Source organism: Sphingorhabdus rigui (genome assembly GCF_014196595.1).
GTDB classification, from domain to species: Bacteria; Pseudomonadota; Alphaproteobacteria; order Sphingomonadales; family Sphingomonadaceae; genus Sphingorhabdus_B; species Sphingorhabdus_B rigui.
This window is the reverse complement of record NZ_JACIEA010000001.1, coordinates 1,155,115-1,181,539: the sequence shown is the minus strand read 5'-3', so window position 1 is coordinate 1,181,539 and position 26,425 is coordinate 1,155,115. Positions and strand designations below refer to the sequence as shown.

Sequence of the window (26,425 nt, the reverse complement as noted above, 5' to 3'; positions counted from 1 at the left end):
TCACATGTGCAACATTTTGCCATAAGCGCCGAGCACGCTTTCGTGCATCATTTCGCTTAATGTCGGATGCGGGAACACGGTGTGCATGAAGTCCGCCTCAACCAACTCCGCCGTTTTGCCGATGGTATAGCCTTGGATAAGCTCCGTCACTTCAGCGCCGACCATATGCGCGCCTAGTAGCTCTCCGGTTTTGGCGTCGAACACGGTTTTGATGAAGCCTTCCGCCTCACCCAGCGCAATCGCTTTGCCGTTGCCGAGGAACGGGAAGTTGCCGACTTTGACGTCATAACCGGCTTCTTTCGCCTTGGCTTCGGTCATGCCGACGCTCGCGACCTGCGGATGGCAATAGGTGCAGCCGGGGATGTTCTTGGGGTCCATCGCGTGCGGATGGCCGCCAGCAATCGCTTCAGCGGCAATAACGCCTTCATGGCTGGCCTTATGCGCCAACCATGGCGGCGCGGTGATGTCACCGATGGCCCACAGGCCCGGCACATTGGTGCGGCACATTGGATCGGTTTTCAGGAAACCGCGGTCCATTTCGACGCCAAGCGCCTCTAGCCCGATATTTTCGGTGTTGGGGACAATGCCGATGGCAACGATGCAGTGGGTGAATTCGGACGCAACAACTTTGCCGTCCTTACCCTTGATCTTCGCAGAAACGCCCGTCGCGCTGGCCTTGAGCTCTTGTACCCCTGCCCCGGTCATGATCGTCATGCCCTGCTTTGTCAGCGCCTTTTCAAGGAAGGTCGATACATCTGCATCCTCAACGGGCACGATGCGGTCGAGCATTTCGACGACGGTTACTTCCGCGCCCATATCATTGTAAAAGCTGGCAAATTCGATGCCGATTGCGCCGGATCCGATGACCAGCAGCTTCTTTGGCATTTCCGGCGGCACCATCGCGTGGCGATAGGTCCAGATGCGTTTTCCATCGGCAGGCGCAAATGGCAGGTCACGGGCGCGCGCGCCGGTGGCGAGGATGATGTTCTTCGCGGTCAGCTCTTCACTCTTGCCATCTTTGGTGACCGTCAGTGTGTTGGCTGCAGTCAGCTTGCCGTCGCCCATATGGACGGTAATCTTGTTCTTCTTCATCAGATGCGTAACGCCCTGATTAAGCTGCTTCGCCACACCGCGCGACCGCTTCACCACCGCGTCGATATCCGCGCTGATATTCGCCGCCGTCAGGCCATAATCGCCCGCATGCTGCATATAATGATAGATTTCGGCCGAGCGCAGCAACGCCTTGGTCGGGATGCAGCCCCAGTTGAGGCAAATGCCACCGAGATTTTCCCGCTCGACAATGGCAACTTTCAGCCCAAGCTGCGCCGCGCGGATGGCGGCAACATAACCACCGGGGCCAGAGCCAAGGACGATTAGGTCGTAATCAGACATGTTACGCCACCAACCCCAAAGGCTTTTCGACCAGTTCCTTGAACACCTTCATCAACTGCGCGCCGTCTGCGCCGTCGATGGCGCGGTGGTCGAAGCTGCCGGTGGCCGACATGACTGTGGCGATGGCGAGTGCGTCATCGACGATATAGGGGCGCTTTTCGCCTGCGCCGATCGCCATGATCATCGCTTGTGGCGGGTTGATGACGGCTTCGAATTGCTTGATACCCATCATGCCCATGTTGGATATGGACGCGGTGCCGCCCTGATATTCATGGGGCTGCAACTTGCCTTCCTTCGCGCGGCCCGCAAGTTCGGCAATTTCGGTCGAGATTTTTGACAGCGACTTGTTCGCTGCGTCGGTCACGATGGGCGTAATCAGGCCGGTGGGCACCGATACCGCAACGCTGATGTCGGCGCGGCTGTACTGCAGCATATTGTCGCCGGCGAAGCTGACATTGCATTTGGGCACCTGAATCAGCGCAAGGCCAAGCGCCTTGATCAGCATGTCATTAACCGACAACTTGATACCGCGTGGTTCCAGCGAGGCGTTAAGCTCTCCGCGCAGCTTGAGCAAAGCATCGAGGCGGACATCGACGGTGAGGTAGATGTGCGGCACTTGCTGCTTGGACTCGGTCAGGCGGCGCGCAATGGTTTTGCGCATGTTGGAGAGTTTGACGACTTCGTGTGGGATGTCGCCACCATCCACCGTAAGCCCTGAGCCTGTCGAAGGGCGGCTGTCGGCTGTGGGGCGTGCTTCGACAAGCTCAGCACTGACGGTATTTTTAGTGCTGCGTTCAACGTCAGCCTTTACAATACGGCCATTGGGGCCAGTTCCGCTAATACCCGCCAGATCAACGCCCGAATTCGCCGCGATACGTTTCGCCAATGGACTGGCCTTGATACGGTCGCCTGAGCAGTGCGATGGCGTGGCAACGGGGGTTGTGACTGGCGCGGGCGCTGGAGCAGCAGCCACTGCTGCCGGCTTTGGTTCTTTCGCGGCTACAGGCGCGGCCGCCTTTGGCGCAGCGGTCGCATCGTCATCTTCACCCTGAATAATCGCAATGACCGTGCCGACTTTCACGCCGTCGGTGCCTTCGGGCACGAGCAATTGTGTAATCACGCCTTCGTCGACCGCTTCGAATTCCATCGTCGCCTTGTCAGTTTCGATCTCTGCGATCAAATCGCCGGACGAAACGGTGTCCCCTTCCTTCACCAGCCATCTGGCAAGCGTGCCTTCTTCCATGGTTGGGGAAAGTGCGGGCATTTTGAGTTCGATAGACATCGGGTTTGGCCTTTTTTGGTCGCAATTTGAAATAATCGCATAGCCAAGCTTTCCCAAGCGTCAAGCGCGATAAGGTTGCCAAGCATTCAAATTTCGCGCAGGCTATACGAATTCATAAAGGCTGGCCGCAGGGGCCCATGCCGGGGGAAGCGCATGCGGACGTACCTTGTTGTCATTGATGAGACCGAAGAAGCGCGGCTTGCGCTGCGGTTTGCGTCGCGTCGTGCCGCAAAAACGGGCGGGACCGTGCATATCCTCGCGCTCGTTGAGCAGGCGGATTTTGTCGCCTGGGGCGGCGTGCAAGCGACGATGGAAGAAGAAGCGCGTGACCGGGCTGAGCAGCTTGTGACCGCTGCCGCAGGATCCATTTTTGACGAAATGGGTGTTCGGCCTGCGATTACCGTTAAGTCTGGTGAAGCCATTGATGTGGTCAAGGCCATGCTTGCGGAACATCCCGGTATCGCCGCGCTTGTGCTCGGTGCCGCAGCCCAGGGCGCACCTGGACCACTTATTGCGCACTTTACAGGTATTAATGCAGGGACATTACCCTGCCCGGTTATGGTGATCCCCGGATCGCTGAGCGATGCGCAGCTGGATGAATTGAGCTAGCGCCGCTTGCCCTGATGCCGAATGTTGCCGGGACGTCCGCGTTTGCCCGCGTCATATTTACCGGCCTTTGGCTTCCCCTTATGCTTGAACCGGTCCGGCGCATAGCTGCCACCTTCGGGCAATTCGAACCTTAGCGATCCCGAAATAGGGTTGGCTTCTGCCAAGCGGAGTTCCAGGCGCATGCCTGGGCGATATTCCTGCCGCGTTTTTTCACCGATGAGCGTTTGGCTCGCCTCATCATAATGGAAATAGTCTTTTCCAAGTGTTGAGACCGGAACTAAGCCGTCGCCGCCAACACCCTCAACTGTCGCGAAAAAACCGAAATTCTGAACGCCGGTAATGCGTGCCTGAACCACTTGCCCGACCTGCGCCGATAGATATGCCGCGATATAGCGATCTGTGGTCTCGCGCTCTGCTTCCATCGCGCGGCGTTCCGTGCGGCTAATGGCTTCGGCGGTCGCGGGTAATCGTGCAATCGCCGCCTCAGTCAGGCCGGTTATTGGCTCGACATCCTTTATCTTCGGCTTGGGCATTTCAAGCCCATATGCGCTCACTAAAGCGCGATGCACGATGAGGTCGGCATAACGGCGAATGGGAGAGGTAAAGTGCGCGTAGCTGCCCAAGGACAGGCCGAAATGTCCGACATTAGTCGGGCCATAATAGGCCTGAGTCTGGCTGCGGAGGACCGCTTCCATAATCTGCGGGCGGATTTCTTCGTCGATGACCTTTGCCAAGATCCCGTTGAAGGTTTCGGGCTTAACCACCTGCCCCAGCGCAAAATCTATGTCGAAGGTTTTGAGATATTCCTTCAACGCGACCAGCTTTTCGCGGCTTGGCGGTTCATGGGCGCGGTAAATGAGCGATGATTTCTTCGCCTCTAGCGCCTTTGCAGCCGCGACATTGGCCGCGATCATGAAATCTTCGACCAAACGATGCGCTTCAAGCTGCTCACGTTCGGCAACGCCCGTCACGCGGCCTTGTTCATCAAGCGTGATACGCTTTTCAGGCAAGTTCAATTCCAACGGACCACGCTTGGCACGCGCCTTCGACAGTAACCGCCAACATGCCCATAATGGCTTTAGCGCGGTTTCCAGCAACGGATTTTCCATCGTCCCGTCGATCGCGGCTTGCGCGTCGGGATAGGGAATATTGGCGGCGATCCGCGCCACTGCGCGCGTGAAACGCCATGACGTCACTTGGCCCGTCTTGCCAATGGCAAGGTGGCAGGCCAGCACTGCACGGTCTTCCCCTGCCCGCAACGAGCATTTGTCCGATGACAATGCGTGCGGCAGCATGGGCACGACCAGGTCGGGGAAATAGACACTGTTCCCGCGCTTCGACGCCTCATGGTCCAGCGCGCTGCCCGGACGGACATAATAGCTTACGTCGGCAATCGCGACGATGGCATCAAACCCACCGGTATCCGCATTTGGTGTGGCCCAGATCGCATCATCAAAATCACGCGCATCGCGGGGGTCGATGGCTATAATCGGCAGATGGCGCAGGTCTTCGCGGTGGTCGTCGGTGACGGGCAGTTCGCGTACACGCTCCGCCTCACGCTCCACCGTTTCAGGCATCTCAAACGGAATGCCAAATTTATGAATGGCAATGAGGCTGAAACTTTTCGGCGCAAATGGATCGCCCAGAACCTGCGTTACCCGCGCCGATTTTTTGTGCGCGTTTCCGGTCAGTTCAGCAAGCACCAGCTCGCCAGCTTTTGCGTCGCCAACATCACCGATTTGGGTGTCGAAACGTGATTTCTTGTCGACGGATTTCAGCCAGAAACGGCCATTTTCGCCGCCCTCGACAACACCCAATATCTGCTCGCTGCCCTTGGCGAGTTTCTTCATGACATGCGCGGCCCAGCCATTGCCGCGTTCTTCGGTGCGCGCCAAAATGCGGTCGCCAATGCCCAACGCACTGTTGCGCTTGCCTTTGGTCTCAATCACCCGGATTTTGGGGGCCGGAATGCCTTCGGCTTCCCAATGCTCCGGAATGGCCACCGCTTGGTTGCCGTCAATCGCAACAATTTTCAGCACCGTGACTTTTGGCACGCCACCCATTTTGTGAAAGGCACGGCCCGGTGCCATGTCGATCAGGCCTTCATCCGTCATGTCTTTCAACAACGCCTTCAGCGCGATCTTTTCATTCCCGCGCAAGCCGAATTCCCGCGCAATCTCTCGCTTTCCCGCGGGATCGTTAGACGATTGGATAAAGGCGAGTATCTGTTCGCGCGATGGAAGGCCTTCAAAATGGGTGTTTTTGGTCATTCCCTAATAAGTCCGGCCAATAAGGATCCGTTCCACGGCGGGCTCGCCTGTAAAAAAGCATGCGCCGTCGACCGCAGCCGCATCAATTGGGCTATTCCGCATCGTCAGCTTGAGCGACTTTAACTGCTCAACGATTTTATCGAGTGCAGCGCCGGTTGGACGTGCCCACTGAACCTCTACCCAGCCAGCAAACTTCGCCTCGTCACCGGCAAAATGCGCGGCAAGGTCGGTGACGTCACGGCGGATGTTGGCATCAAGCCGCTCTTTTGCTTGTGTGTAGAGGGTGGACTGAATGTCCTCAAGCAAACCAGCGGCTGCCGCGACAAACTCACCACGCGGGGTAAATGCCGTCGCAAGCTTGCCGTCGTCCTTATACAGGCGATCACGGCGCAAAACGGCCGCTTTGCCTTCGCCGACGTCGCGTGGGCCCACTTCAACGATGATGGGCGCGCCTTTCTTGACCCAAGACCAACGTTTGTTCGATGCCTTTGCCGCCTTGGTGTCCAGCAATACGCGCAAGGGTTCGCCGAAAGCATGAAGCGCGAGCAATTCGAGGCGCAGGCTGCGGCAATATTCCAACACGGCTTCGTCTTCGTCATTGTCCCGCAACATAGGTATAATGACGATTTGGTGCGGGGCAATTTGCGGCGGACAGCGCAAGCCATCATCATCGCCATGCGTCATGATAACGCCGCCAATCATCCGCGTGGAAACACCCCAGCTGGTGGTGTGCGCAAATTGTTGGCTGCCGTCCTTATCCTGATATTTGATACCCGACGCTTCGGCAAAACCTGTGCCCAGATAATGCGACGTACCTGCCTGTAGCGCTTTGCCGTCCTGCATCATCGCTTCGATGCTGTATGTTGCAACGGCGCCTGGAAAGCGTTCATTCTCTGGCTTTTCGCCAGCCACGACTGGCATGGCCAATGGCCCCTCGGCGAAGGCACGATACATTTCAAGCGCGCGCATGGTTTCCTGCATCGCATCGGCGCGATCGGCGTGCGCGGTGTGCCCTTCCTGCCATAAAAACTCACTGGTGCGCAGGAACATGCGTGTGCGCATTTCCCAGCGCACAACATTGGCCCATTGATTGACCATCAACGGCAAATCACGCCAGCTTTGGACCCAACGGCTCATGGCCGCGCCGATTACGGTTTCCGATGTTGGGCGAACAACCAGCGGCTCTTCCAACTTGGAATCGGGATCAGGGATCAACTTGCCTTTGCCATCACCAATCAAGCGGTGGTGCGTGACGACAGCCATTTCCTTTGCAAAGCCCTCCACATGGTCGGCTTCTTTTTCAAAAAACGATAAGGGAATGAACAGCGGGAAATAGCAGTTCTCCACGCCAGCAGCCTTGATTTGCGCATCCATCAACTTTTGGATGCGTTCCCACATGCCATAGCCCCATGGCCGGATGACCATGCATCCACGGACGCCCGATTCCTCGGCTAGGTCGGCCTCCGAAATGACTTCCTGATACCAGCCCGCGAAATTTTGAGCGCGCGTGACGCTTAAAGCATGTTTTATCAAAATCTTACCTGTTACTTTATAGTGAATATGAGCGCGGCGTTAATCCGCCGCAATTTTATCGAGCTTCGCCTGCAACTCCGCAATCTGCCGCTTGAGGTCGGCAACCGTCTCCGTCTGCGCCGCCTTGCCCCCCGTCAGGCCGCCAAGATTGGGCATCAACGCTTCGCGTGCAGAACGCATGAACTCGATATTCTGTTTTGCAATATGACCAAAAGGACCGGAGGTTATTGCGGTTTCAATCGCATCCTGCACCTGCTTCTGGTTTTTGCGGAAATTGTCCATGGAGCTTTCGAGAAACTGCGGGACCATCCCCTGCATCGAGTCACCATACATGGCGATCAATTGTTTCAGGAAGCCGACGGGCAACATTTGCTGCCCGCTATTTTCTTCTTCCATGATGATTTGTGTGAGCACACCATGGGTAATGTCCTCATTCGTTTTGGCATCAACAACCTTGAAGTCGATATCCTTACGAGTCAGTTCCGCGAGGAAGTCCAACGTAATATATTTGGACGAATGCGTGTTGTAGAGCCGCCGGTTCGCGTATTTTTTGATGATGATGGGACCATCACCATTTCTGCTGGCTGCACGTGCCATTCATGTTCCTTTCACGGATGATAAGGGCCCGATAGCACCAAGCTGTGGTGCACTGCAACATCGGCGCGCCGTGCAACGAAAATCGCGCGTAATCAGTCGTTGCACGCAACTTTATTACAAAAAACATCGCCTGCAGTCTACTTCACATATTTGCGGATTGAGGCGTTCAGCAGACATGCAAATATCGTTGCAGAATAGCGATCTTTTGCACTTTACATCAATTGCTACGCATTTCTCGCACGCTGCATTATATAATTTCGCGACTAAGGCACCTGATGAAATTTTGATGCAATGTCGCGGCATTACCGCAGTTTTCCCTATGTGGCCCGTCGGCAACAATAGCGCAAAAATCAGACTTTCTTGAGCGTCGCTATTGCACATGCAACCCGTCTGCGCTTTATATAAGTATTAATTGAAGATGAACATTTAAGCTGGGGAGCTTTTTCATGAAAAAATCACGTTTGTTGATTGCAGGGTCCGCTGTCAGCCTCGCGCTGTTTGGCGCTTTTCCATCGTACGCACAGGTTGCGCAGGAAGATGAAGCCGAAGAAGCAGTCGTCAAAACGGGTGAAGCGGTTGAAGACGCATCCAGCGCAATTGTAGTTACTGGGTCGCGCATTCGTCGCGACACATTCAGCACAATCGAGCCAATTACTGTGGTAACCGCTGAAGAAATAACGCAAGGCGGCTTCAATAGCGCTGCTGACGTGTTGCAGAGCCAGGTAGTAACCGCGGGCGCCGGACAAATTAACAACTTTTATGGCGGTTTTGTAACCGCTGGTGGGACCGGAGCAAACACGCTTGGTCTTCGTAACCTTGGCCCCGCACGAACGCTCGTTTTGCTGAACGGCCGTCGACTTGCGCCTGCTGGTACCCGAGGCAACGTTCTTGCCGCTGACCTTAACGTGCTACCGACCGCAATCGTTGAGCGGATCGAAGTTCTCAAGGCTGGTGCTTCGTCAATTTATGGTTCTGACGCCGTTGCAGGTGTTGTAAACATTATGACTGACAAGAAAGTCCGTGGCGTAACACTTGACGCGCAGATCAACGTTCCTGAGGTGGGTGCTGGGGTTGATCGTCGGATCGCTACGACATTTGGTTTCGGTGATGACCGTTTCAATGTGCTCGGCTCATTTGAGTATCGTAAGCGGGAAGCTTTGCGTCTTAACGACCGTGACTTCACAAGCTGTCCGATTCCAGGTTACAAGCTTGACGCAGCATCGCCTCTGGGCTCGGATGATCCATACCCATTGGGTGATCCCCGCAACTGCTTCACGCTCGACAATGGCGGGGTCACCATTAACACACTAGGCTTGCCGAGCCGCTCGGCTATTGGTCGCACAAGCGGCGTTGCGGGCACCTTTAGCAGGTTCGTCCCTGCTGCAGGAACGGCTGGAGGGACACCTGGTTATCTCGGTGTAGGTACATATGACCGCGACACATTCGATCCTGCTAGTCAGGAAGAAGAGCTGATTACTCCGGTTGAAAATTACACTGGATTCCTTGCCGGAAGCTATCAGACGGACGCTCTAGGTAATGCAGAGATTTATGGTGAGGTGCTTGCTACACGCCGTAAGTCTTCATCACTTCTATATCGTCAGGTGTCATTAGACTATTTGAGGGGCAGCCCTCTTCTACCGGTGGAATTCCGAACAGGCACGTTTCTCGCCGCGAACAACGTATCAAGCGGTCAACCGGTTGCCGCCCGTGCTTTTGTAGGCTTTGGACTTACAGATTCCTTCCAAGAAGTTGACTACGTTCGAGCTGGCGCCGGCGTCCGTGGCGATTTTGCATTCGATGGCTGGCGTTATGATGCGTATGTCGGAAAGTCTTGGACGGATGGGACGTACGAGATCGAGTCTTTCTTAATTGACAGAATGGCAAATGCGATGAACGTTGTGGAATCATCCACTGGCGTCCTGAGCTGTGCCAGCGCTGCTTCAAACGTCAACTGTGTACCAGGTCCTCGGTTAAGCGCAGATGTGATTGGCGGTAAGTTACCCCAAGCATTTCGTGATTACATTCTTGTTAACACGATCGGGAACACCAAGTTTCGTGAATCGACGGCTAGCTTTAACATCGATGGTCCTCTCTTCGCTCTTCCCGGTGGCGACGTAAAATTGGCCTTGGGTGCAGAATACCGCAAGCAGCAGATTGATGACACCCCAGATGCGAACTCGATCAGCGGTAATCTTCTTGGCTTGACTGCCGGTACCCCTACTCGTGGTACTGACAATGTTAAGGAAGTGTTCGGCGAAGTCTTCGTTCCAATAGTTTCCGAACGTCCGTTTTTCCAAAACCTCAGCTTGAACGCTTCTGCCCGTTATACAGACTATGCTTCATACGGGAGCGACACCACATATAAGGTAGCAGGCGAATGGGAGTTTTTTAAAGGCTTCGGCGTTCGTGGCAGCTATGGTACATCCTACCGTGCTCCTGCTCTTTCAGAGCAGTTTTTGGGCGCAACCAGTGGTTTTAGTAGTGGTGGAAGCGATCCGTGCGATTCCGATAACTTCCCTCGCCTTAATGGTAACCCAAACCCCAGCGCGTACACTCCTGCTCAACAGCAGCGTGCTGCCAATTGTCGGTCAATCGGCATTGATCCTAACACATTCCAACAGAATTCGAGCATTACGTTGTTCCAGCGTGGTGGTGCGGAAACTGGTTTGTCAGCGGAAACATCACGCAACTGGTCGGTAGGTGCCGTTGTGCAACCGCGCATTTCCAACTCAACAACTTTGGGCCTTGCTGTTGATTATTTCGATATCAAGGTGTCTAACGGAGTGTCCTCGATTTCGGGATCGACGATCCTATCTCGGTGCTACAGCGAGGTCGACTTCAACCCAGCTGAAGGTTTTTGTAAGTTTGTAAAGCGTGACGTAAACCAGATTTTGACTGTGACAAGCGGCTACGTGAACCTTTCACTGGATATCGTAAAGGGCTATGAATTCACGGGTCGGTTTGCGACGGATCTGTTCGGTGGTCGATTTACTTTTAACGCGAGCATGACGAAGTACACCGAGCAGAGTGATAAAACTTTTCCCGAAGAGTTTTTGCTTGATAGCAACGGGACTACGAACGTTCCAGATTTGGTTGGAAACTTCGACGCCACCTATCGCACAGGGCCAGTGACGTTCCGTTATGGTGTGTCATGGTTTAATGGCAGTAGCGGTACTGCAGAGTATCTGCAAACAAGCCGTACAACCGGTCTAGTTAACCAGGCAAATGTTAGCATCTTGACTGAAGGTTACCAACTTGAAGTGCCTGATTATTACCAGCATAGTGCTTCGGTTCAGCTAAATATCACGGAAAAATTCCAGATGACTCTTGGCGTGCGGAATTTGCTCGATAAGGATCCGCCACAGATCACAGCATACTACACAACAATTGGTAACGCCCCGCTATACTCGGGTTATGACTATACTGGTCGCCAGTGGTTCGTTAATACAAACTTCAGGTTCTAGTTTAATCACGACCCAGCAAAAAGAAGGGCGCCCATGTGGCGCCCTTTTTTATTGGGTTAATCGCAAGCCGCGACAACGCGCGAGCAAACTATCGCCAATTGCGCGCGAAGCGCGTCCCCAAATTGGTGAGCAATTCATATTGGGAAAGCCCGGTCAGCGCTGACGCTGTGGGCAAGTCATATTCTACGTCGACCCAGTCGCCTTCGCGGAGCTCAGGTGCCGCACTGATATCGATTGTCACGAGGTCCATTGATACGCGCCCCAAAACAGGCAACGCGGCCGCGCCATGATGCGCACTGCCCTTGCCGGAAAATGCACGCAGATAACCATCCGCATATCCGATAGAAATCGTCCCGACGGTGGTGTCGTTCCCACAGACATGCGTCGCGTTATAGCCAATAGGCGCACCTGCAGGCAGCGTCCGTACCTGAAGCAATCGTGCAGAAAGCCTTGCAACCGGCTTGATAAATGCCCCCATGCCGGAGCGTGCTATGCCACCATAAAGGCTAAGCCCCGGGCGCGTGAGATCATAATGATAATCCGCGCCAAGCATGATCCCTGCACTGTTGGCAAGGCTCAGGCGCTTCGCGCCCCAAGCTGCCGCATGTTCACGAAACAGGCGTTGTTGTGCTTCGTTCTGCGCGCTGTCCTCATCCGCCGACGCCAGATGCGACAACAGCAAATCGACATCGATATCTTGCAAGCGACATTGAGACATCTGCTCCGGCCCGATGCCAAGCCGATTGATGCCGCTGTCGAACATGATGTGGCAACGTCCGCCACCTGACGCGCGCCAGATCGAGACCTGTTCTGGTGTGTTCAGCACGGGCACTGTGCCTAAAGCGCGTATGTGCGGAATGTCGGCGGCCTGAATGCCGTTTAAGACGGATATCCAGGCCGGAGGAATAATATCCGCGATCGCAGCGGCTTCGCCCCAATGGGCAACGAAAAAGTCTCGGCATCCCGCATCGCGCAACCGCGCCGCGACCTCGCGCGCGCCAAGGCCATAGCCATTGGCTTTTACCGCTGCACCAGCCAGCGCTGAACCGCTGCGCGCGTTAAGCGCTTTCCAATTCGCAGCGAGGGCGTCGCCATCTAGGATTAAACGCAGCGGGGGTTCAAAATCGGTCATCCGCGGCCTTTTGCCCCTACCCCATTGCGTGTCAATCCAGCTTGGTCTTTCCCGACGTTTCCGGCAGCCAAATCAACGCAACGACAAAGGCCAATGCGGTAACGCCGACCGTATACCAAAGTCCGGAGAAAGGCTGTCCGGTCTGCGCCACAATATATTGCGAGATATACGGCAGAAAGCCGCCAAAATAGCCTGCGCCGATATGATAGGGTATCGACATGGACGTGTAGCGGATTTTCGCCGGGAACATTTCGACCAAAATGGCCGCGACCTGTCCATAGGTCATACCCGACAACGCGACCATCAGGAACACCGCGAGAATGATTTTCCATGGCTGCCGCTGGGCAGGATCAGATTTATCGGGATAGCCCGCCTTTTCCAATGCGGCGACATAGGCTTTTTCGTCAAAGCCCTGAAGCTGCGAATCCCCAACCTTCAACCCCAGTGTTTCGGACGACTGCTTGCTGTACGCAATCCCGCGCTTGGTCAGGAAATTCAGCGCCTGCGCACATTCGGTCTCATGCGTGCGGTTGAGCACGTTGAAATCACATGCCGGCAAGGAAAGCGTAACCGGGTTGCTGACGGTCGCACGTGCAAGTGCGGGGTTGGCGGCATCGGCCATCATCCAGAAAATCGGAAATACGCCGATGATGGAAAGGCCATAGCCTAACAAAAGCATCCGCTTGCGGCCCCATTTATCCGACAACCAACCGCACGCAACATAAGTTGGCGCAGCGAGCGCGGCGCCTACTGCCATATATAGAAGGGCATCTTCCTCTGGAACGCGCGCCGTGCCCGTCAGGAAATAGAGCGTGCCGAACTGTGACGTGTAATAAATAACGGTCAGACCCGCAGCAACACCGAACAACGCAACGAAGAGACGTCCGATATTGCCGGGATATTTAAAGCTTTCGACAAATGGATTTTTGGACGTGGTTCCGGCGGCTTTCATCGCCTTAAATACCGGGCTTTCCGAGAGTTTGAGCCGCATATATAGCGATACAGCAAGCAATAAGATCGATGTCAGAAACGGAACGCGCCAACCCCAAGCTTCAAACGCTTCGGTGCTCATCGCATGCCGGGTGATAAGGACGACAATAACCGCAAGTAAAAAGCCGCCGGCGACGGACGCTTGGATCCAACTGGTATATTGGCCGCGTTTTCCGTCGGGTGCATGTTCGGCGACATATATTGCCGCGCCGCCATATTCCCCGCCAAGTGCCAGCCCCTGCAGACAGCGCATCAGCAACAATAGACCTGCGGCCCAAACCCCTGCGGTCTCAAATGTCGGTAACAGGCCAATCGCCGCTGTCGCCACGCCCATCAGCGTGATGGTCACGAGAAATGTATATTTCCGTCCAATCTTGTCGCCGAAATAGCCAAATAATATTGCCCCAAGCGGACGAACACCAAAGCCGGCACCGAAGATAGCCAGCGAAGCCAGCGTTGCAGCGGTTGGGTTATCTGCAGGAAAGAATAATTTGCCGATCAGTGCCGCAAGGATGCCGTAGACAAAGAAGTCATACCATTCGAACACAGTGCCAAGTGATGACGCCGTTATGACCAGGCGGTCCCGTTTCGGATCAAGTGTGATTTCGTTCTCGGCAGCAGCGGCCATGATATTCCCCTAAAAACCCTCATGCCTGTCTTAATCGCTATGTCGTGCCGTTCAAGCGGCTTGTTGCGCTTATCCACAAGGGCGATTATCGATTTGGGCGAGGAGAAGAACATGCCGCAATTTATTGATCTGTCGATCCCGATTACCAACGATGTCGTTTCTGATCCGCCGGTCATGCGGCCGCAGATTTCCTATATGACGCACGAAAATACGTGGGAACAGATCGCAATGTTCTTCCCGGGGCTCACGCAGGATGACCTTCCCGATGGGGAGGGTTGGGCGGTCGAAAGCCTCACTCTATCCACGCATAATGGAACGCATATGGACGCGCCGTGGCATTTTCATTCGACAACTGATGCCGGTGCACGCCCTGCCCCATCGATTGATGAAGCGCCGCTCGACCTATTTTTTGCACCGGGCGTGAAATTGGATTTTTCCCATTTGCCCGCTGGCCATGTCGTCAGTGCGGAGGAAGTCGAGGCGGAGCTCAAGCGTATTGGCTACACCCTTCAACCACGCGACATTGTTCTGGTGCAGTCTGGAGCGGTTTACGGAACGGATAACTTTACCGATCAAGGCGTTGGCATGGGCGCGGAAGCAACGCTGTATTTGACCTCTCAAGGTGTCGAGGTCGTCGGCACCGACGCATGGAGCTGGGATGCGCCGTTCAGCCATACCGCAAAGCGGTGGGCCGAAAAGCGCGACCCGTCGATCATTTGGGAAGGACATAAGGCCGGACGTATCCAGCCTTATTACCAAATTGAAAAGCTTACCAATTTGGAAGCATTGCCAGCCTTTGGTTTTACGCTGTCATGCTTCCCCGTGAAGATCGAACGTGCGAGTGCCGGATGGATAAGGGCGGTGGCGATTTTGGATTAAGCCACCGCGCGCATATTATTCCATTTCCAGAATGACAGCATCAACGGCAAGGCTGTCCCCGGCCTTCGCATTGACAATTTTCACCGTCCCGGATTTTTCGGCACGCAGGATGTTTTCCATCTTCATAGCCTCAACCACGGCGAGCGGTTGCCCTGCTTCCACAGCATCGCCCGCATTGACGTGCAATGTCGTCAACAGGCCGGGCATTGGGCAAATAAGGAATCTGGACAGATCCGGCGCGATCTTTTCAATCATATGATCGGCCAAATGCGCAATATGCCCCGGCAAGACGCGCGCGATATGGGTTGCGCCGCGTGTCGTTAGCTTAAAGCCAGTCCGCATCTTCGCAATTTTAACCGCCAGCTCTTCGTCACCGACTTCCGCCTCGATCAAGCGATCACCCGGATCATATTCCATCGAAAGATCGAAATGTTCGCCGTCGACGTGCATGTCGCCATCGACCATTTCGATATCGTGGACAGCGTCAGCGATCTTCACTTGCCAGCGCGCGGGCGGTTCAAGCGTGTCGCCCAATTGGCCGTCGACATGGCGGGCGCGGTCGGCTTCTGCCGTCGCAACGAAGCCAGCGATGGCCGCGAGTGATTTGACCAAATCCGGCGTTGATGCCGCGCCGTGGAACCCGTCTGGATATTCCTCGGCGATGAAGCCCGTGGTCAATTCGCCAGAACGAAAACGCGGATGCTGCATGATGGCGCTGACGAAATCGATATTGTGGCCAAGGCCTTCGATTTCGAAACGGTCGAGCGCAGCGATTTGCAAGTCAGCCGCTTCGTCGCGGGTTTTGCCCCATGTAATCAGCTTGGCGATCATCGGGTCGTAGAACATAGACACTTCGCCGCCATCATAGACGCCGTCGTCAACGCGAACGCCTTCGACGCCGCGACGGCCGTTAGCGTCCTCGTCCTCAGTCCATCCTGCGACTGGCGGGCGATAGCGCGTCAGGCGGCCTGTTGAGGGCAAGAATCCGCGATAGGGATCTTCGGCATAGACGCGGTTTTCGATGGACCAACCATCGATTTTGATATCATCCTGCGTCATGGCGAGCTTCTCGCCAGCGGCAACGCGGATCATCTGTTCGACCAAATCGATGCCGGTGATGCATTCGGTCACCGGATGCTCAACCTGCAAACGGGTGTTCATTTCAAGGAAGTAGAAACTCTCGCCGCTGGGGTCGGCACCCGATACGATGAGTTCCACAGTACCCGCCGAATAATAGCCCACCGCGCGCGACAATGCGACGCACTGCTCTCCCATCGCCTTACGCATCTTTGGCGTGACGAAGGGCGAAGGCGCCTCTTCCACTACCTTCTGGTGGCGCCGCTGGATCGAACATTCGCGTTCGTTCAGGTATAAAATATTGCCATGCTGATCGCCCAATATCTGGATTTCGATATGGCGCGGATTGAGAATGAATTTTTCGATGAAGACGCGATCGTCGCCGAAGGAATTCAGTCCTTCGCGCTTGGTCGCTTCAAAGCCTTCGCGTACATCCTGCTCATTATAGGCAAGCCGCATCCCCTTGCCGCCGCCGCCCGCGCTGGCCTTCATCATCACCGGATAACCGATTTCTTCCGAAATCCGCACCGCATGTTCGGTGTTGTCGATCTCACCCACAAAGCCGGGCACGACATTGACGCCCGCTTTCATGGCAAGCTTCTTGGACTCAATTTTGTCGCCCATCGCGGCAATTGCGTTCACGGGCGGGCCGATGAACGCTATGTTTTCCTTGGCCAACGCTTCGGCAAAGCTGGTGCGTTCGGACAGGAAGCCATAGCCGGGGTGGACTGCCTCAGCGCCCGTTGCCTTACACGCGGCGATGATCTTGTCGGCAATCAAATAAGACTGCGCAGCAGGCGAAGGCCCGATATGCACCGCTTCGTCGGCCATTTGCACAAATGGTGCACGTGCATCCGCATCGGAATAGACCGCGACAGTCGCGATCCCCATCCGACGCGCAGTCTTGATGATACGGCAAGCGATCTCGCCACGGTTGGCGATCAGGATTTTCTTGAACATTAAGGAAGCGTTCCTTCAACAATCATAATGCGGGATATAGCTGTCTTATGCCGGATATCAGCGACAGGACGATATTCTTCGGACCTCAAAAAAGCCTGGGCAGCTGTGAAATTCGGAAATTCAATGACGACCATGCGGCCGCTAGGATCGCTGCCCTCAACGCTTTCGATCTGTCCCCCACGAACGATGTAACGTCCGCCAAATTGGGCAACGATAGGGACAACGGCGGATTTGTAATCTTCGTACGCAGCGGCATCGCGCACTTCAACCTCGGCGATGACATACGCCTTTGCCACGGGCGAATCGTTGGTGGCCGCTGAATGCGGCATAGGATCTGCGGAGGCTATCAAAGCTGTTTCCAACAAGCGCTCATGCGTCTTACTCCGCCGCCTCCAACGCCTTGCACGCGCGCAGTGGCTCCTCGGCCTCCATCGGCACGAGCCCCAGCTTGGCCAGCATTGCGGCGTCCTTGTCGTCGCCGGCATTGGCAGCGGTCAAGAGCTTGTCTCCAGTAAAGATGCTGTTCGCGCCCGCCATGAAGCACAGGGCTTGCGTCGCTTCGCTCATGCTTTCGCGTCCCGCGCTTAACCGGACCATGCTCATCGGCATGGTGATACGCGCAACAGCGATCGTGCGCACAAATTCGATGTCGTCGATCTTCGCCAGTGGCGTATCGGCGAGCATATCGCCCAGCACGGTGCCCTTTACCGGCACGAGCGCATTGACGGGCACACTTTCGGGGTGGGCCGGCAGGGTCGCCAGTGTGTGGATGAAACCGACGCGGTCGGCGCGTGTCTCGCCTAGGCCAACAATGCCGCCACTGCACACGTTGATGCCCGCACGGCGCACCTCGGCCAAAGTGTCGAGCCGGTCGTCCATCGTCCGCGTGGTGATGATTTCGTTGTACCGCTCAGGCGAGGTGTCGATATTGTGGTTATAATAATCGAGCCCTGCGTCGGCCAGCATATCGGCCTGCTTGGGCGTCAGCATACCGAGCGTCATGCAGGTTTCCATGCCCATGGCGCGCACGCCCTGAACAATCTGTACAATCGCTGGCATGTCCCGATCTTTGGGGTTCCGCCAAGCCGCCCCCATGCAGAAACGGCGCGAACCAGAGTCCGCGGCTTCGGCGGCCTTTTGCAATACGGCCTGCACATCCATCAACTTGGTCGCCTCGACGCCGCTGTCTGCCTTGACGGACTGTGAGCAATAGCCGCAGTCTTCCGGGCAACCGCCGGTCTTGATCGATAGCAATGTGCAAAGCTGGATCTGCCCGGCCGCATGATGCGCGCGGTGGACGGTTTGTGCCTGATAGACGAGCTCGTCGAACGGCAGGTCAAACAATGCCGCGATTTCTGCCCGGGTCCAATCGGTGCGGACGGTCATGTGCCTTCTCCCAAAGGCGGCATGTTGTGCCCCAATAACGTCAAAACATCGGCTGCGCACTCAACAACGTTGCTGCCCGGGCCGTAAATGCCCTGAACGCCGGCTTCGCGCAGAAAATCATAATCCTGCGGCGGAATCACGCCGCCTGCAATGACCTTGATGTCGCCACGCCCCGCTTCGCGCAGACCCTTTATGAGCTCTGGGATCAGTGTCTTGTGACCTGCAGCAAGGCTGGAGGCACCCACGGCATCAACATCATGCTGAAGCGCCAGAACAACGGTTTCTTCGGGTGTCTGGAACAACGGCCCGCTGATAACATCAAAGCCCATGTCGGAAAATGCAGAGGCAATGACGTTCGCACCGCGATCGTGGCCATCCTGCCCCATTTTGGCGACGAGCAATTTTGGTTTGCGGCCCAAGCGGCGGCCAACCGATGCGACGCCGTCGAGCACTTGCGCCCAGCGTTTGTCGAATTCATGCGCGCTGCCATAAATACCCTGCACAGGCACAGGGGTGGTTGCATAGCGGCCAAACACAGCCTCCATTGCGTCGGATATTTCACCCAGCGTGGCGCGTGCGCGGGCGGCGTCTACTGCAAGCGCCAGTAAGTTCGCGCCGCTCTTCGCCCCTTCGGTCAGCGCACTCAATGCGGCCTGACACGCCGCTTCATCACGCGACGCCCGCGTGGCGGCAAGGCGTGCAATCTGGCCCTGACGGACAAAGTCGTTATCGACCTCCAGCGTATCGAGCTGGTCTTCGGTTTCCAGGCGATATTTGTTGACGCCAACGATGACGTCCTCACCCTTATCGACCCGTGCCTGACGCGCAGCGGCGGCTTCTTCGATCAGGCGCTTGGGCATGCCCGATGCGACAGCCTTTGTCATGCCGCCGAGTTCGTCGACCTCACCGATGATTTTCCACGCCTGTTCAACCAGCTCGGCGGTCAAGGCTTCGACATAATAGCTGCCACCCAAAGGATCGACGACCTTTGTGATGCCGGTTTCTTCGGCCAGGATGATTTGCGTGTTGCGGGCGATGCGCGCCGAAAATTCCGTCGGCAGCGCAATGGCTTCGTCTAACGCATTGGTGTGAAGGCTCTGCGTGCCGCCAAGGGTCGCGGCCATGGCTTCAACCGTGGTGCGGATGACGTTGTTATAGGGATCTTGCTCTTGCAACGACACGCCCGATGTCTGGCAATGCGTACGCAGCATTTTGGAGCGTTCGTCCTTTGCGCCGAGCTCATCCATGACGCGGTGCCACAATGTGCGCGCGGCGCGCAGCTTTGACACTTCCATGAAGAAGTTCATGCCAATGCCAAAGAAGAAGGACAGCCGCCCTGCGAACGCATCAATATCCAAGCCAGAGGCCATCGCGCGCTGCACATATTCCTTGCCGTCGGCGATTGTGAAGGCAAGCTCCTGCACCGCGGTCGCGCCGGCCTCATGCATGTGATAGCCGGAGATCGAGATGCTGTTGAACTTCGGCATGTTCGCGCTGGTGTAGGCGATAATGTCCGAAACGATCCGCATCGATGGTTCGGGCGGGTAAATATATGTGTTGCGGACCATGAACTCCTTAAGGATGTCGTTCTGAATGGTGCCGTCGAGTTGGGCCTGTGAAACCCCCTGCTCTTCACCCGCGACGATGAAGAACGCCAGGATCGGAATGACCGCGCCGTTCATCGTCATCGACACCGACATCTGGTCGAGCGGAATGCCGTCGAACAGGATTTTCATGTCCTCGACGCTATCGATAGCGACACCGGCCTTGCCGACATCACCAACGACGCGCGGATGGTCGCTGTCATAGCCGCGATGGGTGGCGAGATCGAAGGCAACCGAAAGGCCCTTTTGCCCGGCGGCCAAGTTGCGGCGGTAAAAGGCGTTGGATTCCTCGGCGGTCGAGAAACCGGCATATTGACGGATGGTCCACGGACGGCCTGCATACATCGACGCACGCACGCCGCGCGTGAACGGCGCAAAGCCGGGAAGTCCGGGGTCGCCAGCGTCCGCACTGGTGTACAGTGGCTTCACCGAAATACCCTCGGGCGTATGCCAAGTCAGGTCCTTGCCCTTAACCTCTTTGTCAGCCGCCTTTTTCCAGTCGTCGATATTCGTCATTTTGTTCCAAACTAAGATATCGTCATCCCGAACATGTTTCGGGATAACAGTCCACCTGCGCGCTTCATCCTGACACGGGTTCAGGATGAAAAATGGGTGGGTTAAGCCCCCTTAAATTCGGCCTTACGTTTCTGCAAAAACGCAATCGCACCTTCGCGGGCATCGTTGCTGTCACCGGCAATCTTTTGGCCTTCGGCCTCACGCAGCAGGGCCGTTGCATAATCCGCATCCAACGCCGCAGCGATATTCTGACGCATGATGCCAATGGCGACCGTTGGCCCGTTGGCCAACCGTGTGGCCAAAGCCTTGGCTTCCGTCATCAGTTCGGCATCATCGACAGACTTGTAGATCAGGCCCCAATCTGCAGCTTTATCCGCAGGGATTTTCTCGCCGAGCAACATCATTTCGGTCGCGCGTGCCTTGCCGACCAGCCGCGAAAGCATCCAGCTTGCGCCGCCGTCTGGCACCAGTCCGATGTTGACAAAGGCCTGAAGGAAATAGGCAGATTTACCCGCAATCGCAAAGTCGCTGGCGAGCGCAAGGCTGCAGCCAACGCCGGCTGCGGGGCCATTGATCGCGGTGATAATCGGCACGTCGAGCTTGGCAAGCTTGAGCATCAACGGGTTGTAGCTCTTGGTCAGGGCTGAATAGGCCCCCTGCCCGCCGCTCACCGACGCGCCTGCGCCGCGTGCCGACAGGTCAGCGCCCGAACAAAAGGCACGGCCCTCGCCGGTGATCAAAACAACGCGCGCACCGTTTAACTGGTCAAGCGCGGCGCTGATCTCGTCCGCCATTTGCGGCGCCATCGCGTTCAGCCGCTCAGGACGGTTGAGGGTTATTGTTGCAACATTGTCCGCGATATCGAGGCGGATGGTTTCATATGTCATTTTGCTTTCTCCCTGACATCTCCCGCAGGCGGGAGAGACGTTACTCTCAATGCCCCTGCGGCACTTCCATAATTTCGGTCAGCACACCCTGCATATCTTTAGGATGCACAAAGAAAATCAGCGTCCCGTGCGCGCCAATACGTGGCTCGCCGAGCACCCGCTTGCCCATGGCTTCAAACTCCGCCTTGGCAGCATGAATGTCCGGCACTTCATAACAGACATGGTGCTGCCCGCCCGCTGGGTTCTTTTCCAGAAAAGCAGCGATAGGCGCATTGCCCGGCAGCGGCTCGATGAGCTCAATCTGCGTTCCGTTCAACGCCCCATCCGAACCGGGTGTGTCGACAAAGCAAACCTTCACGCCTTGATCAGGCAGGTCGAACGGATCATGAACCTTCGTCGCGCCCATCACGTCGCGGTAAAAGACGATGCTGTCCGCAATGGAAGGCGTTGCGACGCCGATATGGTTGAGACGACCCAGTTTCATGCTTCTGCCTTACAACGGAATATTATCATGCTTTTTCCAAGGGTTTTCTAACGCCTTGTTGCGCAATTTTCTAAGGCCCAAGGCAATCCGTTTCCGCGTGGAATGCGGGTAGATGACCTCATCAATAAAGCCCTTGCTCGCCGCGACGAAGGGGTTGGCGAAGCGGTCTTCATATTCCGCTGTCTTCACCGCTTGCTCTTCTGCCGAAAGTCCGCGGAAGATGATTTCAACTGCGCCCTTTGCGCCCATCACCGCGATTTCAGCAGTCGGCCATGCGTAGTTGAGGTCGCCGCGCAAATGCTTTGACGCCATCACGTCATATGCGCCGCCATATGCTTTGCGGGTGATGATGGTGATTTTGGGCACAGTCGCCTCGGCATAAGCAAAGAGCAATTTCGCGCCATGCTTGATGATGCCGCCATATTCCTGCGCTGTGCCAGGCAAAAATCCGGGAACGTCGACAAAGGTAATGATCGGAATATCGAACGCATCGCAGAAGCGGACAAAGCGCGCCGCTTTTTTGGAACTGTTGATGTCAAGCACGCCCGCCAGCACCATGGGCTGATTGGCGACGATGCCCACGGTGCGGCCCTCAATACGGCCAAAACCGATGATGACATTGGCCGCGTGCGTTGGCTGAACCTCAAAGAAGTCGCCTTCATCCACCGTTTTGCGGATCAGCTCATGCATATCATAAGGCTGGTTCGCGCTTGGCGGGATTAAGGTGTCGAGGCTCGGTTCAATACGGTCCCACGCGTCCTCGGTTGGCCGTTCAGGAACGCCGGTGCGGTTATTCTCTGGCAAATAGTCAAAGAAATCACGGACAGACAGCAGCGCCTCAATATCATTTTCGAACGCATTGTCGGCAACACCCGACTTGGTCGTATGCGAAACCGCGCCGCCCAATTCTTCCTGTGTCACCACTTCGTTGGTCACCGTCTTGACCACATCAGGGCCAGTGACGAACATATAGCTGCTGTCTTTCACCATGAAGATGAAGTCGGTAATCGCTGGCGAATATACCGCACCACCCGCGCATGGGCCCATGATGAGGCTGATCTGTGGAATTACGCCGCTTGCGAGCGTATTGCGTTGAAACACCTCGGCATAGCCGCCAAGGCTTGCAACACCTTCCTGAATACGCGCGCCGCCGCTGTCATTAAGACCAATGACGGGCGCGCCGACCTTCATCGCATTGTCCAAGACCTTGCAGATTTTCATCGCGTGCGCTTCGGAAAGCGACCCGCCGAATACCGTGAAATCCTGACTATAAACGTAAACAAGGCGACCGTTGATGGTGCCGCTGCCGGTGACAACGCCGTCGCCTGGGATCTTCTGTTCGGCCATGCCAAAGTCGGTGCAATTATGCGTCACATAGGCGTCAAGTTCTTCGAAGCTGCCTTCATCCAGCAGGATATCAAGGCGTTCGCGCGCGGTCAGGCGACCCTTGGCATGTTGCGCGTCAATGCGCTTTTGTCCGCCACCCAATTTGGACGCTGCGCGCCGCAATTCCAGTTCAGCGATATTGGCCGACATGGTTTTCCCCATAAGCAATTTTGTTGCGTGAAGCTTTGGCATCGTGGCGATGCAATTGCAAATTAATCGTGCGATTAAATTTACGATTATGTCAGCAATATTGAAAGCTGCCAAAAGCGAAAAAGGACGCTATAGGGCCACGTCATGGAACAGGTTCACCCCATCAAAGTCGCCGCGCTCTATCGCTTTGTATCGTTCGATGCGCCTGAAATGCTGCAGCCGCAAATCCACGAGCAGTGCACAGCGGGCGGCATCAAAGGCACCATTTTGTTGGCGCATGAAGGAATCAACGGCACAGTCGCCGGAGAGCCTGCTGCTATCGACGCCCTCATTGCATTTCTGCGCGCTATTCCGGGCTGCGCAGAATTGGACGTCAAATATTCGCATGCCAATGAAATGCCCTTCTACCGGATGAAAGTCCGGCTGAAGAAGGAAATCGTAACGCTGGGCGTAGACGGCATCGACCCGAAACGTGAAGTCGGCACGTATGTGCAGCCAGAGGATTGGAACGCGTTGATTTCCGATCCGGACACCGTCCTCATCGATACCCGCAATGATTATGAGGTTGCGATTGGCACGTTTGAAGGCGCAGTCGATCCGCGGACCAAATCATTCAGCGAATTTCCCGAATGGTTTCGCGCGCATCGCGATGAACTGGCTGCCGGTAAAACCAAGTTTGCGATGTTCTGCACCGGCGGCATACGTTGCGAAAAATCGACGGCCTTCCTGAAGGCTGAAGGGATAGACGAGGTCTACCACCTAGAAGGCGGCATATTGCGCTATCTGGAGAATATTCCAGAGGCCGAGAGCAAATGGCAGGGTGAATGCTTTGTCTTCGACGAGCGTGTGTCCGTGAAGCATGGGCTTGAGCTTGGCGAAATGGAATTGTGCCACGCGTGCCGCAGGCCGATTTCGCAGGACGACAAGGCGTCAGCACATTTCATCGAAGGCGTCGCCTGCCCGGCTTGCTATGCCGAACGCACCGACGAAGACCGCGCGCGTTTCGCCGAGCGGCAGAAACAAATCGCGCTCGCCAAAAAGCGCGGCAAACAGCATATCGGCGTCAATCCTCGGCTTGATGACTGATCTGCCCATCCTCTACAGTTTCCGGCGATGTCCGTACGCCATGCGGGCAAGGATGGCGGTTGCGGTGAGTGGCGCCCAAGTCGAGCTGCGCGAAGTGGTGCTTCGGGATAAACCACCGGAAATGATCGCCGTGTCGCCAAAGGGCACAGTTCCGGTGTTAGTTGTGGGTGATGGTCATGTTGTCGACGAGAGCCTGGACATCATGCGCTGGGCATTGGCGCAAAATGATCCCGAAAACTGGTTGGCCCATGCGGATGCGGGCATGATCGCGGCCAATGATGGCCCGTTCAAACAGGCGCTGGACCGGTATAAATATCCGCATCGTTATGGTTTGGCGGACGGTGTGAAACATCGTGACGCGGCGCTGAAACATTTGTCGGGCCTGAACGCAATATTGGCGGCGCAACCCTATTTGGGCGGCAGCGCGCCTGCGTTTACCGACACCGCCTTGTTTCCCTTTGTTCGCCAGTTTGCCGCAACCGACCCGCTATGGTTCGATGCATTGCCATTGCCTGCGCTTCAGGCGTGGCTGAACGGACTGCTTGCGTCAGACCTGTTTGGCCAGATCATGACGCGCTACCCCAAATGGACAGCGGGCGACGAAGTTACTGTCTTTCCATAAACCTCAGCGAGAACCGATCAGCGCCCTTCGACAGGCTCAGGGCTACGGTGACGTTCTCGGTTATTTCATCAACACCAGTTCTTCGGACATGCTGGGGTGCAGCGCGACAGTGTCGTCGAAATCCTGCTTCGTCAGCCCTGCCTTAACCGCGATAGCCGCTGCTTGAAGGATCTCGCCGCTGTCCGGCCCAATCAAGTGCAACCCGACCACACGCTCGTTTGCGCCTGCGACGACCATTTTATACAATGCGCGTTCATTGCGGTCGGCCAGCACATTCTTCATCGCGCGGAAATCGCTTTTGTAAATTTTGACGTCCGGATGCGCCGCGCGGGCTTCGGCCTCGGTCATCCCGACGCTGGCAATTGGCGGATTGCTGAACACTGCAGTCGGTATGCAGTCATAATTTACCGTGCGCGGATTGTTGCCAAAGACGCTGTCGGCAAAAGCATGGCCTTCGCGGATCGCAATGGGGGTAAGCTGAACGCGGTTTGTGACATCGCCCACCGCGTAAATGCTGGGCACGTTGGTCCGATTGTCGTCGCCAACCTGTACCGAACCATCCTTGCCCAGCGCGACGCCAACGTCTTCAAGGCCAAGGCCTTTGCTGTGCGGCGTCCGACCAATGGCCCACAGCAGCAAATCGGTTTCAATCGTCTCGCCCTGATTGGTTTCGATCACCAAGCTGCCATCATCCTGCTTGGTGATGGATTTGAAGCTACAGTTGAAGCGAATATCGATGCCCTTATGGCCGCTAATGTCCACGAGGCGGTCGACAATTTCGTCATCATAACTGCGCAAAATGCGGTCGCCGTGGGTCACAAGGCTGACTTTGACGCCAAGTTCGTTGAAGATACCCGCGAATTCATTGGCGATGTAACCGCCGCCTGCGATCACCGCCCGCTTGGGCAGTTCGGGCAAGCTGAATACTTCGTTTGACGTGATGCCATGCCCCGCCCCGGCTATTTCCGGAACCGATGGCCAAGCGCCTGTGGCAATGAGGATATAGGCCGCCGAAATTTCGCGCCCGCTTGCCAAGCGCACGCTGTTCGGCCCCGTCACGACCGCGCGTTCGCGAAACACCTCAACCTTGTTGTTGCCAAGCGTCTGTCCGTAAAGACCCTCAAGGCGGTTCACTTCCGCTGCGACATTGTCGCGCAAGATGTTCCAATCGAACGTCGCACGGGCCATGTTCCATCCGAAACGCTGCGCGTCGTGAAGATCTTCGGCGAAATGCGATCCGTACACGAGCAGCTTTTTTGGAACACATCCGCGGATAACGCATGTGCCACCAACGCGATGTTCCTCGGCAACGGCAACGCGCGCGCCGTGTGACGCGGCTATCCGCGATGCGCGAACGCCGCCCGAGCCAGCGCCAATGACAAACAGATCATACTCAAATTCAGCCATGCGATTTTTCCTTATGTCATGGCCATATGGTTGCGCCGCAACGCATATGCCAATGGCATTTTTTATTCTGTCTTATCGAACAAA

General features: G+C 56.0%; 20 protein-coding genes. 5 read left to right on the top strand and 15 right to left on the bottom strand.

The window, feature by feature from the left end:
* Together lpdA and GGR91_RS05335 are read right to left on the bottom strand one after the other, a co-directional pair.
* Positions 1-1,392 carry a dihydrolipoyl dehydrogenase gene (gene lpdA, locus GGR91_RS05340; RefSeq protein ID WP_183940761.1) on the bottom strand — a complete coding sequence of 464 codons (1,392 nt, stop codon included), beginning with the start codon at positions 1,390-1,392 and terminating at the stop codon, positions 1-3.
* A 1-nt stretch (position 1,393) separates the two neighbouring features.
* Positions 1,394-2,674 (bottom strand): pyruvate dehydrogenase complex dihydrolipoamide acetyltransferase, encoded by a 1,281-nt coding sequence (locus GGR91_RS05335; protein WP_183940759.1) that lies wholly within the window; start codon positions 2,672-2,674, stop codon positions 1,394-1,396.
* Between the two features lie 153 nt (positions 2,675-2,827).
* Between GGR91_RS05335 and GGR91_RS05330 the strand changes: the two genes are divergently transcribed.
* Positions 2,828-3,283 (top strand): universal stress protein, encoded by a 456-nt coding sequence (locus GGR91_RS05330; protein WP_183940757.1) that lies wholly within the window; start codon positions 2,828-2,830, stop codon positions 3,281-3,283.
* On the opposite strand, the gene rnr is transcribed toward GGR91_RS05330, so the two are convergent.
* From rnr to phaR, 3 genes are read right to left on the bottom strand one after another with little or no spacing between them, the layout of a single operon-like run.
* The gene (rnr, locus tag GGR91_RS05325) at positions 3,280-5,553 is read right to left on the bottom strand and encodes a ribonuclease R (RefSeq protein ID WP_183940756.1); all 2,274 of its coding nucleotides are present in this window, start codon (positions 5,551-5,553) and stop codon (positions 3,280-3,282) included. The two genes, GGR91_RS05330 and rnr, sit on opposite strands and share 4 nt — an antisense overlap.
* A gap of 3 nt (positions 5,554-5,556) precedes the next feature.
* On the bottom strand, positions 5,557-7,086 hold the full coding sequence (proS, locus tag GGR91_RS05320) for a proline--tRNA ligase (protein ID WP_183940753.1): 1,530 nt from the start codon (positions 7,084-7,086) through the stop codon (positions 5,557-5,559).
* 39 nt (positions 7,087-7,125) lie between these two features.
* Positions 7,126-7,683 carry a polyhydroxyalkanoate synthesis repressor PhaR gene (gene phaR / locus GGR91_RS05315; RefSeq protein ID WP_183940751.1) on the bottom strand — a complete coding sequence of 186 codons (558 nt, stop codon included), beginning with the start codon at positions 7,681-7,683 and terminating at the stop codon, positions 7,126-7,128.
* A gap of 446 nt (positions 7,684-8,129) precedes the next feature.
* Here phaR and GGR91_RS05310 point away from each other — a divergent pair, with 446 nt between their 5' ends.
* The gene (locus tag GGR91_RS05310; RefSeq protein ID WP_183940749.1) at positions 8,130-11,147 is read left to right on the top strand and encodes a TonB-dependent receptor domain-containing protein; all 3,018 of its coding nucleotides are present in this window, start codon (positions 8,130-8,132) and stop codon (positions 11,145-11,147) included.
* 88 nt (positions 11,148-11,235) lie between these two features.
* Here GGR91_RS05310 and alr read toward each other — a convergent pair whose 3' ends face one another.
* Together alr and GGR91_RS05300 are read right to left on the bottom strand one after the other, a co-directional pair.
* Positions 11,236-12,279, bottom strand: coding sequence for an alanine racemase (gene alr / locus GGR91_RS05305; protein ID WP_183940747.1), 1,044 nt, complete (start codon positions 12,277-12,279; stop codon positions 11,236-11,238).
* A 31-nt stretch (positions 12,280-12,310) separates the two neighbouring features.
* Complete coding sequence (locus GGR91_RS05300; RefSeq protein WP_183940746.1) at positions 12,311-13,897, bottom strand: MFS transporter; 1,587 nt, start codon at positions 13,895-13,897, stop codon at positions 12,311-12,313.
* Between the two features lie 111 nt (positions 13,898-14,008).
* Here GGR91_RS05300 and GGR91_RS05295 point away from each other — a divergent pair, with 111 nt between their 5' ends.
* Entirely contained in the window at positions 14,009-14,776 is a 768-nt protein-coding gene (locus GGR91_RS05295) for a cyclase family protein (RefSeq protein WP_183940744.1), read from the top strand.
* Between the two features lie 15 nt (positions 14,777-14,791).
* Here the strand turns inward: GGR91_RS05295 and GGR91_RS05290 are convergent, their stop codons facing one another.
* The 7 genes from GGR91_RS05290 to GGR91_RS05260 form a co-directional block, all read right to left on the bottom strand.
* Entirely contained in the window at positions 14,792-16,813 is a 2,022-nt protein-coding gene (locus GGR91_RS05290) for an acetyl-CoA carboxylase biotin carboxylase subunit (RefSeq protein ID WP_183940742.1), read from the bottom strand.
* Positions 16,813-17,142: a DUF1330 domain-containing protein gene (locus GGR91_RS05285; RefSeq protein ID WP_183940740.1), complete on the bottom strand. Its 330-nt coding sequence runs from the start codon at positions 17,140-17,142 to the stop codon at positions 16,813-16,815. Before GGR91_RS05285 ends, GGR91_RS05290 begins: the two co-directional genes overlap by 1 nt.
* Positions 17,143-17,191: 49 nt before the next feature.
* On the bottom strand, positions 17,192-18,199 hold the full coding sequence (gene bioB / locus GGR91_RS05280; RefSeq protein ID WP_183940738.1) for a biotin synthase BioB: 1,008 nt from the start codon (positions 18,197-18,199) through the stop codon (positions 17,192-17,194).
* The gene (gene scpA, locus GGR91_RS05275) at positions 18,196-20,319 is read right to left on the bottom strand and encodes a methylmalonyl-CoA mutase (RefSeq protein WP_183940736.1); all 2,124 of its coding nucleotides are present in this window, start codon (positions 20,317-20,319) and stop codon (positions 18,196-18,198) included. Before scpA ends, bioB begins: the two co-directional genes overlap by 4 nt.
* Before the next feature lie 101 nt (positions 20,320-20,420).
* On the bottom strand, positions 20,421-21,206 hold the full coding sequence (locus GGR91_RS05270) for an enoyl-CoA hydratase-related protein (RefSeq protein ID WP_183940734.1): 786 nt from the start codon (positions 21,204-21,206) through the stop codon (positions 20,421-20,423).
* Positions 21,207-21,252: 46 nt separating this feature from the next.
* Positions 21,253-21,690: a methylmalonyl-CoA epimerase gene (gene mce / locus GGR91_RS05265; protein ID WP_183940732.1), complete on the bottom strand. Its 438-nt coding sequence runs from the start codon at positions 21,688-21,690 to the stop codon at positions 21,253-21,255.
* A 9-nt stretch (positions 21,691-21,699) separates the two neighbouring features.
* Positions 21,700-23,226, bottom strand: coding sequence for an acyl-CoA carboxylase subunit beta (locus tag GGR91_RS05260; RefSeq protein ID WP_183940730.1), 1,527 nt, complete (start codon positions 23,224-23,226; stop codon positions 21,700-21,702).
* A gap of 144 nt (positions 23,227-23,370) precedes the next feature.
* Here GGR91_RS05260 and trhO point away from each other — a divergent pair, with 144 nt between their 5' ends.
* Together trhO and GGR91_RS05250 are read left to right on the top strand one after the other, a co-directional pair.
* On the top strand, positions 23,371-24,312 hold the full coding sequence (trhO, locus tag GGR91_RS05255; protein WP_183940728.1) for an oxygen-dependent tRNA uridine(34) hydroxylase TrhO: 942 nt from the start codon (positions 23,371-23,373) through the stop codon (positions 24,310-24,312).
* The gene (locus tag GGR91_RS05250; RefSeq protein ID WP_183940726.1) at positions 24,305-24,934 is read left to right on the top strand and encodes a glutathione S-transferase; all 630 of its coding nucleotides are present in this window, start codon (positions 24,305-24,307) and stop codon (positions 24,932-24,934) included. Before trhO ends, GGR91_RS05250 begins: the two co-directional genes overlap by 8 nt.
* Positions 24,935-24,994: 60 nt before the next feature.
* On the opposite strand, the gene gorA is transcribed toward GGR91_RS05250, so the two are convergent.
* A complete protein-coding gene (gene gorA, locus GGR91_RS05245; RefSeq protein WP_183940724.1) occupies positions 24,995-26,341 on the bottom strand; it encodes a glutathione-disulfide reductase in 1,347 nt (448 codons plus the stop codon).
* Between the last annotated feature and the right edge of the window lie 84 nt (positions 26,342-26,425).

What these genes read in the sequence shown, in the direction of transcription:
- GGR91_RS05300 (WP_183940746.1), bottom strand. Translation starts at nt 13,897, where the DNA reads ATGGCCGCTGCTGCCGAGAACGAAATCACACTTGATCCGAAACGGGAC.
- GGR91_RS05335 (WP_183940759.1), bottom strand. Translation starts at nt 2,674, where the DNA reads ATGTCTATCGAACTCAAAATGCCCGCACTTTCCCCAACCATGGAAGAA.
- phaR (WP_183940751.1), bottom strand. Translation starts at nt 7,683, where the DNA reads ATGGCACGTGCAGCCAGCAGAAATGGTGATGGTCCCATCATCATCAAA.
- GGR91_RS05295 (WP_183940744.1), top strand. Translation starts at nt 14,009, where the DNA reads ATGCCGCAATTTATTGATCTGTCGATCCCGATTACCAACGATGTCGTT.
- alr (WP_183940747.1), bottom strand. Translation starts at nt 12,279, where the DNA reads ATGACCGATTTTGAACCCCCGCTGCGTTTAATCCTAGATGGCGACGCC.
- GGR91_RS05290 (WP_183940742.1), bottom strand. Translation starts at nt 16,813, where the DNA reads ATGTTCAAGAAAATCCTGATCGCCAACCGTGGCGAGATCGCTTGCCGT.
- GGR91_RS05270 (WP_183940734.1), bottom strand. Translation starts at nt 21,206, where the DNA reads ATGACATATGAAACCATCCGCCTCGATATCGCGGACAATGTTGCAACA.
- GGR91_RS05260 (WP_183940730.1), bottom strand. Translation starts at nt 23,226, where the DNA reads ATGTCGGCCAATATCGCTGAACTGGAATTGCGGCGCGCAGCGTCCAAA.
- scpA (WP_183940736.1), bottom strand. Translation starts at nt 20,319, where the DNA reads ATGACGAATATCGACGACTGGAAAAAGGCGGCTGACAAAGAGGTTAAG.
- GGR91_RS05250 (WP_183940726.1), top strand. Translation starts at nt 24,305, where the DNA reads ATGACTGATCTGCCCATCCTCTACAGTTTCCGGCGATGTCCGTACGCC.
- trhO (WP_183940728.1), top strand. Translation starts at nt 23,371, where the DNA reads ATGGAACAGGTTCACCCCATCAAAGTCGCCGCGCTCTATCGCTTTGTA.
- GGR91_RS05310 (WP_183940749.1), top strand. Translation starts at nt 8,130, where the DNA reads ATGAAAAAATCACGTTTGTTGATTGCAGGGTCCGCTGTCAGCCTCGCG.
- GGR91_RS05285 (WP_183940740.1), bottom strand. Translation starts at nt 17,142, where the DNA reads ATGCCGCATTCAGCGGCCACCAACGATTCGCCCGTGGCAAAGGCGTAT.
- rnr (WP_183940756.1), bottom strand. Translation starts at nt 5,553, where the DNA reads ATGACCAAAAACACCCATTTTGAAGGCCTTCCATCGCGCGAACAGATA.
- mce (WP_183940732.1), bottom strand. Translation starts at nt 21,690, where the DNA reads ATGAAACTGGGTCGTCTCAACCATATCGGCGTCGCAACGCCTTCCATT.
- bioB (WP_183940738.1), bottom strand. Translation starts at nt 18,199, where the DNA reads ATGACCGTCCGCACCGATTGGACCCGGGCAGAAATCGCGGCATTGTTT.
- GGR91_RS05330 (WP_183940757.1), top strand. Translation starts at nt 2,828, where the DNA reads ATGCGGACGTACCTTGTTGTCATTGATGAGACCGAAGAAGCGCGGCTT.
- lpdA (WP_183940761.1), bottom strand. Translation starts at nt 1,392, where the DNA reads ATGTCTGATTACGACCTAATCGTCCTTGGCTCTGGCCCCGGTGGTTAT.
- gorA (WP_183940724.1), bottom strand. Translation starts at nt 26,341, where the DNA reads ATGGCTGAATTTGAGTATGATCTGTTTGTCATTGGCGCTGGCTCGGGC.